The organism is Mesorhizobium sp. ESP-6-2 (assembly GCF_020164675.1).
Classification (GTDB): Bacteria; Pseudomonadota; Alphaproteobacteria; order Rhizobiales; family Rhizobiaceae; genus Mesorhizobium.
The window spans coordinates 173,531-186,385 of sequence record NZ_JAIUGT010000005.1 but is presented as its reverse complement, the minus strand read 5'-3'; the positions used below and the strand labels follow the sequence as shown (position 1 = coordinate 186,385).

Genomic DNA, 12,855 nt, shown 5'->3' with positions numbered 1-12,855 from the left:
CGAAATTGATGTTTGACCTCGGGTGCCTTCTATCCCGCAGCCCTTGCGGGCTCATCCTGTTGAAACGCGGCCAGCGCCGCTTTCAATCCGTCCGGCCCCGCTGCCACCGTCTGTGGCGCCGGCGAGAAGCCGGCGCCGAGCATCTTGCGGCCGAGCATGTGGTCGCCGGGGCGGTTGACCGATTCGATGCCGAGCAGCCTGTCTGCGGCATAGTGGTAGATCGAGAACTTGTTGTCGGCGAGATCGCCCAGCACGACATGGCTGTCGGCGCCGGATGTCAGGCCGACCATCTGCAGCTTCATGTCGCCGATGTCGGACCAGAACCAGGGCACGGCCGAATAGGCGTCGGCATGGCCCGTTATGGTGCGCGCGGCAAGCCGCGCCTGGTCGGTGGCGTTCTGTACCGATTCCAGCCGCACGTCGCCGCCGGTGAACCAATGCCGATAGGAGGCGGCGTCGCCGATGGCGAGGATTTCCAGCACCGAGCTGCGCATCTGGTGGTCGACGCGAATGCCGTTGGCGATGGTGAGGCCGGCTTCCCCGGCCAGTTCGACATTGGGCACGGCGCCGATGCCGACGACGACCATGCGCGCCGGCAGCCTTTCGCCTGACGAGGTGATCGCGGCCGTGACATGGCCGTTTTCGCCTTCGAGCCTTGCGATCGTGGTGCCGGTGAGAATGTGCACGCCGGTCGCTTCCAGCCGTTGGCGGACATGGCTCGCCACGACCGGCGCCACGGCGCGGCCAAGCAGCCGGTCGACCGCTTCCACGACCGTTACGGTGCGGCCGGCCGCGCGCAGCGTCGCCGCGATCTCCAGCCCGATGAAGCCGCCGCCGAGGATGACGACGTCTTCGCTCCGTGCGCTCAAGTCCCGGATCAGCCGCGCATCGGCCAGCGAGCGCAACGACACCACACCGGACAGATCCGCGCCCGGCAGCGGCAGGAGGCGCGGGCGCGAGCCGGTGGCGAGGATCAGACGATCGAAGGCAAGTTCGCCGCCGCCTGATATCTCCAAACGGCGACTGCCGGCATCGATGCGGTCGATCCGAACGCCCGGCCGGTAGTCGATGGCGTTGCCGGTGTAGAAGGCCTCGCCACGCAAGGGTTGCGGCTTGGCCTCGGCATCCTTGATGAAGGTCTTCGACAGCGGCGGCTTGTGATAGGGCAGTTCGTTCTCGTCGCCGACGAGGATCACCGGCCCGTCGTAACCCTCCTCGCGCAGGCTTGCCGCCGCCTGTACGCCCGCATGCCCCGCACCGACAATGACCACGCCGTTCTTCATCGCATTCCGATCCCAAGCTGGATTTTAGGATGTCTCGCCACGTGGCAATTGTCTGGCGCCGCCGCAAGAGGCCAGTTGCGGGTCGCACCCGGAACGGCGGCTGTCAATCGGACAGTTCGGCGACGAAGTCGGCACACGGTGCAGGCGGGTAAAGTTGACTATCGCAGTTTAGAATAATTCTAAACTATTGTTTCAATTGAGTTTTCCTGTCGATTTTCGTTGACTTCCATCGGTCCTGAAGCTTTATGGAGCCTCGCGCATCGGCGCATCCCTTTGATGTCTGGGCCTTGAACCCTTTCGATTGGAGGCATTTTGGTGTCTTTCTTCTTCGACCCGCGCGACAGCGCGGCATACCCCGCGAATGACGGCCTGCACATGGCCTGGCGCCGGCTGTCGCGCGCGCCGTTCACAAAATTCCCGAAAAACTGGAGAGCGATAATGACGGCACGACATGGCAGCAGGCTTGCGGCGATCGGCGCCACGGCCCTGCTGACGGCAGCGGTGTTCGTGCTGCCCGCCAAGGCCGAGAGCGATCCCAAGGCGGTCATCAAGACCTATGCCGACATCGCGCTTGCCAAATACGAGGATTCGCTGACGTCAGCCCAGGCGCTCGACAAGGCGGTCGACACCTTGTTGGCCAAGCCTTCGGCCGAGACGCTCAATGCCGCCCGCGAGGCCTGGAAGGCATCGCGCGTTCCTTACCAGCAGACCGAGGTCTACCGCTTCGGCAACAAGATCGTCGACGACTGGGAAGGCAAGGTGAATTCCTGGCCGCTGGACGAAGGCCTGATCGATTATGTCGCCAAGAGCTACGGCACCGAATCCGACGCGAATTCGCTCTATACGGCCAATGTGATCGCCAACAAGGAGATCGAGATCAACGGCAAGAAGGTCGACGCCTCGAAGCTTTCGCCGGAATTCCTCGCAGGTACGCTGCAGGAGGCCGGCGGCGTGGAGGCCAATGTCGCCACCGGCTACCATGCCATCGAGTTCCTGCTCTGGGGCCAGGACCTGCACGGCACCGGACCGGGCGCCGGCGAGCGCCCCTACACCGACTATGATCTCAAGAACTGCACCGGCGGCAATTGCGACCGCCGCGCGGAATATCTGAAGTCCGCCAGCACGCTTTTGGTGTCCGACCTCCAGGAGATGGTCGGCGACTGGAAGGAGGGCGGCGCTGCGCGCAAGAACCTGGTCGACGGCGAGCCGAACGCCGCCATTTCGGCCATTTTCACCGGCATGGGCTCGCTCTCCTACGGCGAACTCGCCGGCGAGCGCATGAAGCTCGGCCTGCTGCTGCACGATCCGGAAGAGGAGCATGACTGCTTCTCCGACAACACCTACAATTCCCATCTCTATGACGCCATCGGCATCCGCGCCGCCTATCACGCTAGCTACACCAGGCTGGACGGCACCGTTATTTCAGGGCCGTCGGTGGCGGATATGGTCAAGGCGGCTGATCCGGCCATCGACAAGGAACTGTCTGACAAGCTCGATGTCACCGTCGCCAAGATGGAGGCGATCAAGGCCCGCGCCGAAGGCGGCGAGGCTTACGACCAGCAGATCGCCGAAGGCAACCCCGAGGGCAACGCCACGGTGCAGGCGGCGATCGACGCATTGATCGACCAGACCAAATCGGTCGAACGCGCCGTCGGCGCGCTGAAGCTCAACGCCATCGCCTTTGAGGGTTCAGACAGCCTCGACGCGCCGGACAAGGTGTTCCAGTAAGCATCAAGTCTGGAAACCGGGCCGGGGTCACACGGCTTCGGCGCGGGGAAGATAGAGTCAAGCCACACGGCGCGGGAGGCGCCGTCAGCCATCCGAGCAAGTTTATGCTGATCTGCCATTGCAACATCATCACCGAGAAGGAGATTGAGCAGACGATCGTCCGGCTGCTGGACCAGGATCCCTGGCAGCTCGTCGTGCCGGCAAAAGTCTATCACGCCATGCACAAGCGCGGGCGCTGTTGCGGCTGCTTCCCAAATGTGGTCGAAACGATCATTCGGGTCACCGAGAACTACCACGCCCGCTCGGAGGCGAGCGGCGTTGACATCGTTTCACATCTGGATCGCGTCAGAGGCCTGCGCGTCCAATACGGGAGCAGAACCCATGAAAGGCGAACCACAGATCATCGAGCGGCTTAACGAGGCTCTGTTCCTGGAGCTTGGTGCCGTCAATCAGTATTGGGTGCATTTCCGTCTGCTGGAGGACTGGGGATACGCCAAGCTCGCCAAGAAGGAACGCGCCGAATCGATCGAGGAGATGCACCATGCCGACAAGCTGGTGGCTCGTATCATCTTCCTGGAAGGCCATCCCAATCTGCAGTCCGTGGCGCCGCTGCGTATTGGACAGAACGTGAAGGAAGTGCTCGAATCCGACCTTGCCGGCGAGTATGACGCTCGCACCGCCTACAAGCGCTCGCGTGAGGTCTGCAACGAAGCCGGCGACTATGTCAGCATGAAACTGTTCGAGGAACTCTTGGCCGACGAGGAGGGGCACATCGACTTCCTCGAGACGCAGCTCGATCTGCTTGCCTCGATCGGCGAGGAAAAATACGGCCAGCTCAATGCCGCATCGGCGGACGAGGCGGAGTAAGGGCATGCGGGAATGCGGCGCACCCTAGCATTGCTGCGCCGCTGGCGGCGGGCCAAAGGCCTATCGTCAAACAGGAAACCGGGAAGCATCGTGCTTTCCGGTTCGGCCGCCATCATTCTTTTGGCCTTCGCCACGGGCGGGTCCGGCTCGCAGCAGCCCGCCAATTTCGCCGCCACGCGCACCGATCTCAGCCCGAAGGATCAGGCGCGCGTCACAGCCGTTACCAGGCCGACCACGGACTTTTCGAAACCCGAGCAGTTCGAATTGATGCAAGGCGGCGCCGGCACATCCAGGAAGGACGTCAACCGCGATTCCTTCTCGCAATCGTCGGCCAACATCACCTTCGAGGAAGAAGGCACCTTCAAGCTGGGCAACGCCCTGTTCCGCAAGAACTGGGTGTCGTCGCCGTCCTCGACGCAGGCCTCCGACGGGCTTGGACCGCTGTTCAACGAACGCGCCTGCCAGAACTGTCATCTGAAGGACGGCCGCGGGCGCCCACCGCAGGGCGCGGCTGGCACCACGTCGATGTTCCTGCGGCTAGCGCGCAAGGCGAGCACCGAGGAAGAGAAGGCTCGGCTTGCCGACCACAGGCTGCTCAACATCCCCGATCCGGTCTACGGTTCGCAGCTGCAGGACCTGGCCGTCCCCGGCCTGCGCGGCGAGGGCCGGATGCGCGTCGATTACAGTGAGGAAAAGGTCGGGCTCGGCGACGGCACCGTGGTTTCGCTGCGCAAGCCCGCTTACGCGGTCGATGATCTGGCCTACGGCCCGCTCGATCCGCGCACCACGCTGTCGCCGCGCCTGACGCCGCCGATGATCGGGCTCGGCCTCATCGAGCAGATCGCGCCCGCTGATATACTCGCCCATGCCGATCCGAACGACCGGGACGGCGACGGCATTTCCGGCAGGCCGAACATCGTGCGCGACGGCATGAGCGGTGAGCTCACTCTTGGCCGTTTCGGCTGGAAGGCGCAGACCGCGTCGATCCGCCAGCAGGCCGCGGATGCCTTTGCCGGCGACATCGGCATCTCGACGCCGGAGGAGCCCAAACACTGGGGCGACTGCACCGCCGCGGAGAAGGATTGCCTTACCATGCCGGACGGCGTGCAGGAGCGGCTCGGCCCGGCCGAGGCGCCGGCGCCGGTCATGGACCTCGTCACCTTTTATTCGCAGAACCTGGCCGTGCCGGCGCGCCGCGACCTCGGCGCCCCTGATGTGCTCGCCGGCAAGAAATTGTTCTACGAGATCGGCTGCGTTTCATGCCACGCGCCAAAATTCGTCACCCGCCGCGACGCGCCCAACAAGGCGCAGGCCTTCCAGCTTGTCTGGCCCTATTCCGACTTCCTGCTGCACGACATGGGCCCCGGCCTTGCCGACGGCCAGGCGGTGGGCGAGGCGACGGGCAACGAATGGCGCACGCCGCCGCTATGGGGCATAGGCCTCACCGAAACGGTCAACGGCAACAATTTTTATCTGCACGATGGCCGCGCCCGCAGCCTGGTCGAGGCGATTCTTTGGCATGGCGGCGAGGGCCAGAAGTCGCGCGACCGCTTCGCCGCCGCCGATGCGGCCGACCGCGAGGCATTGCTCAAATTCCTGGAGTCCCTCTGATGCTGAAGCGTTCCGCGCTGGTAATCCTTCTTCCTCTGGCCCTGCTGGGCGCCACCCCCGCATGGGCGGCGGTGAAGGCCGCTGACGTCATCCAGCAGGCAATCGACGGTTTTGTCCGGCCGGCCTATGCCAGTCTGCACGACCGCGCGGCGGGCTTGAACAAGGCGATGCACGCGCTTTGCGAAAAACCCTCAAAGGGCGATCTCGATGCGGCACGCGCCGAATTCTCGCGCACGGTGGATGCCTGGTCGTCGGCCGAGATCATCGGGTTCGGCCCGATCAAGGAAAACAACCGGCTGGAGCGAATGCTGTTTTGGCCGGATCGCAAAAGCATTGGCCTGAAACAGGTGCAGGCCGCGTTGGCCGCCCAAGACCCGAGCGCCGACGATCCGGCACAGCTTTCCGGCAAGAGCGTCGCCATGCAGGGGCTCGGCGCGTTGGAGTTCGTGCTCTACGGTGACGGCGCCGATGCGCTTGCCGGCAAGAACGATCCCTATCGCTGCGCCTATGGCGCCGCGGTTGCCGGCAACATCGAAACCATGGCCGGCGATGTCGCCGACGCCTGGAACAAGCGCGACGGCTTTGCGGCGCTCTGGGCCAATCCGGGGCCGCGGAATCCGCTCTATCGCGACGGCACGGAAGCGGTGACGGAACTGGTCGGCATCTTCATCAACGAGCTGGAAATGGTTCGCGACGTGCGCCTGAAAGGCTTCCTGGGCGGCAAGCCGGAGGCGGACAAGCCGAAGCAGGCGATCTACTGGCGTTCGCAAAACACCACCAATTCGCTGGCCGGAAACCTTGCCGGCATCGACGGGCTGTTCGAGGCCTCGAAGCTCGGCGATGCGCTGCCGGCCGATGCGCGCTGGATAGCGGAATCGATCCATATCCAGCTGGTCAACGGCGTCGCCACCGCGAAGACGGTCCAGGGGCCGATCGATCTGGCGCTCGGCGATCCGGCGCTACGCGCGAAGCTCGAGCATTTCGCGGTGATCACCTCCAGCCTGTCGACCCTGTTCGGCATCAGGCTGACCGCCGAATTCGGCCTGACCGCCGGGTTTTCCTCGCTGGATGGGGACTGAGCGTGAAAACCTCCCTCATCGACCGTCGCGATTTCCTGAGAGCCGCTGGAGCAGGCTTCGTGGCGGCGATCGCGCCGCCGGCCTGGGCGAAGACGCTTGCCGCCGATGCCGTCTTCGCTACCGCCTTCGTCAAGCGCGACGGCAGCTATGGCGCCGCAATCCTGTCCGAGGCCGGCAAGCTCCTGCACGCGATCGACTTGCCCGACCGCGGCCACGACGTCACCTTCGATCCCATATCGAAGCGCTCGGTGGTCTTCGCCCGCCAGCCCGGCACCTTTGCCGTGGTCTTCGATCACGCCGGGCGCGATGAACCGCTGACCATCGCCAGCATCACCGGCCGGCATTTCTTCGGCCATGGCGTATTCTCCCCGGACGGCGCCTTGCTTTACGCCACCGAGAACGATTTCGACAACGCTGCCGGCGTCGTCGGCGTCTACGATGCGCGGGCGAAATTCAAGCGCCTTGGTGAATTCCCGACCCATGGCATGGGACCGCACGAGCTTCTGCTCCTGGGCGACGGCAGGACGATCGCCGTCGCCAATGGCGGCATCGAGACTCATCCCGATTATGGCCGCGCCGAGCTCAACATCGCCACCATGAAGCCATCCTATGTGCTCATCGACCGTGTCACCGGCGACCTGGTCGAGAAGCACGAATTGCCGGCGGCGCTGCACCAGCTGTCGATCCGCCACATGGACACCGACCAGACCGGCACAGTCTGGTTCGGCTGCCAGTACAGGGGACCCGGCACCGACCGTCCGCTGCTGGTCGGCCGCGCGGCGCGCGGCAAGGATTTGCAGCTTCTCGACATGCCGCGGGATGTTCTGTCCGGCTTCCGCAACTATATCGGTTCCGTCGCGGCCAATCCGGCTGCCGGCACCGTCGCCGTCTCTTCGCCGGAAGGCAATTCGCTTGTGGTGATCGAGGCGGCGAGCGGCAAGGTGGTCGCGACCAGTGCGTTGGTCGAGGTCTGCGGCGTGGCGCCGGACAAGGGGGGCTTCATGGCGACGACGGGCGCAGGCGAGATCATAGAAGGCAATGGCGCGACGCGGTCGGAACCGGACTATGTCTGGGACAACCACATGCTGCGCATCGAGCGGGGCGCCTAGACACCTTTCCCGCTGCGCCGAAGCGAAGCCGCTTAACAAATTATGCGCTATCCCCTTGCGGTGGCGCGCTGTGGCAGGCACAGGGAATTGTTTTTCGAACCGGTCGTTTCATGAAAGTGCTCGCCATCGATTGTGCCGCCAACCTCTGCGCTGCCTGCGTCTATGACGCCGGGGCGAGGCAGGAGCTCGGCCGCGCGGTGCTCGATCTCGGCAAGGGCCATGCCGAGCATCTGATGGGCGTCATCGCCGAGGCGCTGAAGGCTGGCGCAACCGCCTATGCCGGCCTTGGCGCCATCGCCGTCTCCGTCGGCCCCGGTTCCTTCACCGGCCTGCGTGTCGGGGTTTCCACGGCGCGTGGCCTGGCGCTGGCGCTCAAGGTGCCTGCTATCGGCGTGGCGACGCTCGAGGCACTGGCGGCCGAGGCGGCAGGGGCATTTCCCGGCCGCGCCGTGCTGGCCGCGCTCGATGCCGGCCGCGAGGAGATCCATGCCGCTCTCTACGATGAAATGTCGGTTTTGACTTACGGTCCGGCCGTGGTCACGCTGGCGGATGCCGTGGCCATGGCGAGCGAGGGGTCTTCGGTGCTCGCCGGGGCCGCCGCGACGCGGATCGCGGCCTTCGCCGGATGCGCCTTCGACATCGGACCCGAGACGGCGACCGCGGACATTCTCACTTACGCCCGCCTGGCGGCCGCCAAGGGCGGGGGCGAGAGGCCGAAACCTCTTTATCTGCGCGGCGCCGACGCCAAGCCGCAGGCCGGGTTCATACTTTCCAGGCAAGGGAAATAATGCGCATACCTTTTCTCCAGTCGCGCCGCCGCGATTACGCGCTCGAACCGCTCAGGACCACCGACAGTCCGGCGGTCTCGCTGCTGCACCGCGAGGACTTCGTCCGGCCCTGGACCGATGGCGAGTTCGCGGCCTTGCTCGAACAGGACACCGTGTTCGGCTATGCCGCGCGCGAAACCGGGCACGGCGCCAAGCCGCCGGTCGGCTTCGTGCTGGCCCGGCTGGCGGCCGGCGAGGGCGAGATCCTGACCGTCGCGGTGGCGCGGTCGCATCGCCGCCAGGGGCTAGGCTGGCAGCTGATGGACGCGGTGCTGCGCGAACTGCACGCGCAGCGCGCCGAGGCGCTCTTCCTCGAGGTCGACGAGACCAATGTCGCCGCGATCGCCCTCTACAGGCGTCTGGGGTTCCGCGAAGTCGGCAAGCGCCCCAACTATTACAGGTCGCCCGAGCATGGCCCGACCGGCGCGCTTGTCATGCGCCGCGATCTTCGCTAGCCAGGGTTTCGGGGTGGCGATGATCGGAAAAATCAGGATTTTCCTGGCGATAGGGCTGGTCGTCGCCGGTTCGCTGATCCTGGTGCCTTTGCAGGTCCTGTCGATGAAGACCGGCTGGTGGCCCGAAACCTTCATCCTCAAGATCTGGCACAGGCTGATCGTCAGGGCCCTCGGCATGCGTATCCATGTCAACGGCACGATGTCCGACCGCCGCCCCTTGCTGATTGCCTCAAATCACATCTCCTGGACCGACATCATGGTGCTGGGCTCGTTTGCCGATGTGAAGTTCATCGCCAGGGCCGACATGGAAGGCTGGCCGCTGATCGGCATGCTGTCGAAGCTGCAGCGTACCGTCTTCATCGAGCGTGAGCGCAAGCGCTCGTCCGGCGACCAAGCGAGCGAGATCGCCAACCGCATGGCCAAGGGCGATGCCATGGTGCTGTTTGCCGAGGGCTCGACGGGCGACGGCAACATCGTCCTGCCTTTCAAGAGCACGCTGTTCGGCGCCGCCTCGATGGCGATTTCGGAGGGCGCGGCGGAGCAGGTCTTCATCCAGCCGGTAGCGATCGCCTATACCCGGTTGCATGGCGTGCCGCTCGGCCGCCGGCACCGGCCGATCGCGGCGTGGATCGGCGACGAGGATCTGATGCCGCACCTCAAGGTGCTGATGGCCGAAGGCGCGCTCGATGTCGAGGTGCATTTCGGCGAACCGATTGTCTTTGCCAAGGGGTCGAACCGGAAGGAAACGGCGAAGCTGATGGAAAGCCGCGTGCGCGAAATGATGCAGGGAGCACTGGCCGCGCCGCGCCCGAGCCGCTGAATCCCGAAGGCCCCCAGGCAGAATCGTCTGTTTTTTGTCGCGGAAAGGCGTTAGAAGCCGCCGGATGGACTTGAACACGGTTGAAAGCGACGACATCGGGACTGCGGCTGGACAGCAGGCAGTGATTTCCCCGGCAGCGAAAAAGGTCTTCGTCAAGACTTATGGCTGCCAGATGAACGTCTATGATTCGCAGCGCATGACAGATGCGCTGGCCGCCGACGGCTACACGGCGACGCAGACCATCGGCGAAGCCGATCTGGTGCTGCTAAACACCTGCCACATCAGGGAAAAAGCGGCTGAAAAGGTCTATTCCGAGCTCGGTCGCATTCGCGAAATGAAGGCCGAACGCGCCGCGGCCGGCCGCGAATTGCTGATCGGCGTCGCCGGTTGCGTGGCGCAGGCCGAAGGCGCCGAGATCATCCGCCGCTCGCCCGCCGTCGACCTCGTCATCGGCCCGCAGACCTATCACCGGCTGCCGGACGTACTGGCCAGGGTGCGCGGCGGCGAGAAGATCGTCGAAACCGACTACGCCATCGAGGACAAGTTCGAGCACTTGCCGCAGCCGAAGCGCGCCGAGGTGATCAAGCGCGGCGTCACCGCCTTCCTCACCGTCCAGGAGGGCTGCGACAAGTTCTGCACCTTCTGCGTCGTGCCCTACACCAGGGGGTCCGAAGTGTCGCGGCCGGTGGCACAGATCGTCGCCGAAGCCGAGCGCCTGGCGGAAGCCGGGGTGCGCGAGGTGACGCTGCTTGGCCAGAACGTCAATGCCTGGCATGGGCAAGGCGAAAACGGCGAGGAATGGGGCCTTGGCCGCCTTCTGTTCAGGCTGGCCGAAATTCCCGGGCTGGCGCGCCTGCGCTACACCACGAGCCACCCGCGCGACATGGACGACGAGCTGATAGCGGCCCATCGCGACCTGCCGGCATTGATGCCGTATCTGCATCTGCCGGTGCAATCCGGGTCCGACCGCATCCTGAAGGCGATGAACCGCAGGCATACGGCGGATGATTATCTGGCGCTGCTCGACCGCATCCGCGCCGTGCGGCCCGATATCGCGCTGTCGGGCGATTTCATCGTCGGCTTCCCCGGCGAGACGCAAGCCGATTTCGAGGCGACGATGGAGCTGGTGCGCCAAGTGAACTACGCCTCGGCCTTCTCGTTCAAATATTCGCCGCGCCCCGGCACTCCGGGCGCCGAGATGGCCGGCCATGTGCCGGAAGCGGTCAAGGACGAGCGCTTGCAGCGGCTCCAGGCGCTGCTTTTGAAGCAGCAGCAGGATTTCGGCTTGAGTCTCGTCGGCCGCACCATAGATACGCTGATTGAGAAGCCAGGTCGCCAGGCCGGCCAGAAGGTCGGGCGCTCACCTTGGCTTCAGCCGGTTATTGTTGATGAAAAGGCCGGCGAAATCGGTGACATTATCCAGGTGCGAATCACGAAGACGGGTTACAATAGCCTGTTCGCCGAATTGGTCTGATGACCTCGGCAGATGAGGAGAGACGGTTGAGCGCAGCGGAGCTGAAGAACCTGCCCCCGGTACCGGCATCTGGGGCTTCTGACATGGCGCACATCGTACTGACTTTCGACAACAACAAGCTTGCCAGCGCCCTTTACGGCCAGTTCGACGAGAACCTCGCCCGGCTCGAGCAGAAACTGGGCGTCGACATCCGCTCGCGCGGCAACCAGCTGACCATCAAGGGGTCGGCTTCCGCCGCCGAGCAGGCCCGCCGCGCGTTGGACAATCTCTACGGCATCCTCCAGAAGGGGGTGGATATCGGCCAGTCGGATGTCGACGGCGCCGTGCGCATGGCGGTCGCCGCCGATGACCAGCTCACGCTGCCGACGCTGGAGCGCAAGGGCAAGGTCTCGGCCGCCCAGATATCGACGCGCAAGAAGACGATCTACGCCCGCTCGCTCACGCAGGACGCCTATATGCGGGCGCTGGAGCGCTCGGAACTGGTGTTCGGCATCGGCCCGGCCGGTACCGGCAAGACCTATCTGGCGGTGGCGCATGCGGCGATGCTGCTCGAACGCGGCATGGTCGAGCGCATTGTTCTGTCGCGGCCTGCCGTCGAGGCCGGCGAGCGGCTGGGCTTCCTGCCCGGCGACATGAAGGAGAAGGTCGATCCCTATCTGCGGCCGCTCTACGACGCCCTCTACGACATGATGCCGGCCGACAAGGTCGAGCGCGCCATCGCCGCCGAGGTGATCGAAATCGCACCGCTCGCCTTCATGCGCGGCCGCACGCTGGCGCATGCCGCCGTCATTCTCGACGAGGCGCAGAACACCACGCCGATGCAGATGAAGATGTTCCTGACCCGTCTGGGCGAAAATTCGCGCATGATCGTCACCGGCGACCCAACGCAGATCGACTTGCCGCAGAACACCAAGTCAGGCCTTGTCGAGGCGCTCCGGATTCTCGATGGTGTGACCGGCATGGTGACGGTCCGCTTCAATGAAGGCGACGTCGTCAGGCATCCGCTGGTCGCCGAGATCGTCAAGGCCTACGACCGGGACGGCAAGCTCGCCCGCGGCCTGGGGACCGAAGGCTGATTTTGGTCGTGCGACCCAATGGTTGAGGCCGAAACGCCGAGCGGGCCGGCTCTGTCGCTGCCCGTCGACATCGATCTGACGATCGAGGCGGGGGATTGGCCGGACGAAGCCGAGCTTGTCCGGCTGGTTGGCGCCGCCGCCGCGGCGGCATTCGCCGAGACGGGTGCGGCGGGCCATTCCGAACTCAGCGTCGTTTTTTCCGACGATGCCCATGTCCAGGCGCTCAACGCCGGCTGGCGCGGCAAGGACAAGCCGACCAACGTCTTGTCTTTTCCGGCATTTCCTTTCCCCAAGGGCGGTCCGCTGCCGCCGATGCTCGGCGATATCGTGTTGGCCGCGGAGACGGTGGCGCGCGAGGCGGCACTGGAAGACAAGCCGCTGGAGAACCATATTTCCCATCTCGTCATCCACGGCCTGCTGCATCTCATGGGCCATGATCACGAGACCGACGCCGAGGCCGAGGAGATGGAGGCCGTCGAGCGCGCCGCGCTCGCCAGACTTGCCATTCCCGATCCCTACGCGTAAC

The 12,855-nt window shown here is 64.9% G+C and carries 13 protein-coding genes; 12 read left to right on the top strand and 1 reads right to left on the bottom strand.

Features of this window, described 5'->3' with window-relative positions:
• Window positions 1-29: 29 nt before the first annotated feature.
• Window positions 30-1,283 carry an NAD(P)/FAD-dependent oxidoreductase gene (locus LB532_RS15795; protein WP_140639981.1) on the bottom strand — a complete coding sequence of 418 codons (1,254 nt, stop codon included), beginning with the start codon at window positions 1,281-1,283 and terminating at the stop codon, window positions 30-32.
• A gap of 438 nt (window positions 1,284-1,721) precedes the next feature.
• Here LB532_RS15795 and LB532_RS15790 point away from each other — a divergent pair, with 438 nt between their 5' ends.
• From LB532_RS15790 to ybeY, 12 genes are all read left to right on the top strand, one after another.
• Complete coding sequence (locus LB532_RS15790) at window positions 1,722-3,011, top strand: imelysin family protein (protein WP_140639980.1); 1,290 nt, start codon at window positions 1,722-1,724, stop codon at window positions 3,009-3,011.
• 104 nt (window positions 3,012-3,115) lie between these two features.
• Window positions 3,116-3,427 (top strand): (2Fe-2S)-binding protein, encoded by a 312-nt coding sequence (locus LB532_RS15785; protein ID WP_140639979.1) that lies wholly within the window; start codon window positions 3,116-3,118, stop codon window positions 3,425-3,427.
• Window positions 3,393-3,878 (top strand): bacterioferritin, encoded by a 486-nt coding sequence (bfr, locus tag LB532_RS15780; RefSeq protein WP_140496826.1) that lies wholly within the window; start codon window positions 3,393-3,395, stop codon window positions 3,876-3,878. Before LB532_RS15785 ends, bfr begins: the two co-directional genes overlap by 35 nt.
• Window positions 3,879-3,992: 114 nt before the next feature.
• Window positions 3,993-5,489 (top strand): di-heme oxidoredictase family protein, encoded by a 1,497-nt coding sequence (locus LB532_RS15775; RefSeq protein WP_411908883.1) that lies wholly within the window; start codon window positions 3,993-3,995, stop codon window positions 5,487-5,489.
• Complete coding sequence (locus LB532_RS15770; protein WP_140639977.1) at window positions 5,489-6,568, top strand: imelysin family protein; 1,080 nt, start codon at window positions 5,489-5,491, stop codon at window positions 6,566-6,568. The genes LB532_RS15775 and LB532_RS15770 overlap by 1 nt, the downstream gene beginning before the upstream one ends.
• A gap of 2 nt (window positions 6,569-6,570) precedes the next feature.
• Window positions 6,571-7,677 (top strand): DUF1513 domain-containing protein, encoded by a 1,107-nt coding sequence (locus tag LB532_RS15765; protein WP_140639976.1) that lies wholly within the window; start codon window positions 6,571-6,573, stop codon window positions 7,675-7,677.
• A gap of 110 nt (window positions 7,678-7,787) precedes the next feature.
• Window positions 7,788-8,465 carry a tRNA (adenosine(37)-N6)-threonylcarbamoyltransferase complex dimerization subunit type 1 TsaB gene (tsaB, locus tag LB532_RS15760; RefSeq protein WP_224556963.1) on the top strand — a complete coding sequence of 226 codons (678 nt, stop codon included), beginning with the start codon at window positions 7,788-7,790 and terminating at the stop codon, window positions 8,463-8,465.
• Window positions 8,465-8,959: a ribosomal protein S18-alanine N-acetyltransferase gene (gene rimI / locus LB532_RS15755; RefSeq protein ID WP_140559678.1), complete on the top strand. Its 495-nt coding sequence runs from the start codon at window positions 8,465-8,467 to the stop codon at window positions 8,957-8,959. Before tsaB ends, rimI begins: the two co-directional genes overlap by 1 nt.
• Window positions 8,960-8,978: 19 nt before the next feature.
• On the top strand, window positions 8,979-9,779 hold the full coding sequence (locus tag LB532_RS15750) for a lysophospholipid acyltransferase family protein (RefSeq protein ID WP_140639974.1): 801 nt from the start codon (window positions 8,979-8,981) through the stop codon (window positions 9,777-9,779).
• Window positions 9,780-9,843: 64 nt separating this feature from the next.
• Window positions 9,844-11,253, top strand: coding sequence for a tRNA (N6-isopentenyl adenosine(37)-C2)-methylthiotransferase MiaB (gene miaB / locus LB532_RS15745; RefSeq protein ID WP_140639973.1), 1,410 nt, complete (start codon window positions 9,844-9,846; stop codon window positions 11,251-11,253).
• An 83-nt stretch (window positions 11,254-11,336) separates the two neighbouring features.
• Window positions 11,337-12,329, top strand: coding sequence for a PhoH family protein (locus LB532_RS15740; protein WP_224518987.1), 993 nt, complete (start codon window positions 11,337-11,339; stop codon window positions 12,327-12,329).
• An 18-nt stretch (window positions 12,330-12,347) separates the two neighbouring features.
• Window positions 12,348-12,854 carry an rRNA maturation RNase YbeY gene (gene ybeY, locus LB532_RS15735; RefSeq protein WP_140639972.1) on the top strand — a complete coding sequence of 169 codons (507 nt, stop codon included), beginning with the start codon at window positions 12,348-12,350 and terminating at the stop codon, window positions 12,852-12,854.
• Window position 12,855 lies beyond the last annotated feature (1 nt).

Bases quoted from the DNA above. Each gene is read 5' to 3' on its own strand.
- LB532_RS15795 (WP_140639981.1), bottom strand. From the start codon at position 1,283: ATGAAGAACGGCGTGGTCATTGTCGGTGCGGGGCATGCGGGCGTACAG.
- LB532_RS15790 (WP_140639980.1), top strand. From the start codon at position 1,722: ATGACGGCACGACATGGCAGCAGGCTTGCGGCGATCGGCGCCACGGCC.
- LB532_RS15785 (WP_140639979.1), top strand. From the start codon at position 3,116: ATGCTGATCTGCCATTGCAACATCATCACCGAGAAGGAGATTGAGCAG.
- bfr (WP_140496826.1), top strand. From the start codon at position 3,393: ATGAAAGGCGAACCACAGATCATCGAGCGGCTTAACGAGGCTCTGTTC.
- LB532_RS15770 (WP_140639977.1), top strand. From the start codon at position 5,489: ATGCTGAAGCGTTCCGCGCTGGTAATCCTTCTTCCTCTGGCCCTGCTG.
- tsaB (WP_224556963.1), top strand. From the start codon at position 7,788: ATGAAAGTGCTCGCCATCGATTGTGCCGCCAACCTCTGCGCTGCCTGC.
- rimI (WP_140559678.1), top strand. From the start codon at position 8,465: ATGCGCATACCTTTTCTCCAGTCGCGCCGCCGCGATTACGCGCTCGAA.
- LB532_RS15750 (WP_140639974.1), top strand. From the start codon at position 8,979: ATGATCGGAAAAATCAGGATTTTCCTGGCGATAGGGCTGGTCGTCGCC.
- miaB (WP_140639973.1), top strand. From the start codon at position 9,844: ATGGACTTGAACACGGTTGAAAGCGACGACATCGGGACTGCGGCTGGA.
- LB532_RS15740 (WP_224518987.1), top strand. From the start codon at position 11,337: ATGGCGCACATCGTACTGACTTTCGACAACAACAAGCTTGCCAGCGCC.
- ybeY (WP_140639972.1), top strand. From the start codon at position 12,348: ATGGTTGAGGCCGAAACGCCGAGCGGGCCGGCTCTGTCGCTGCCCGTC.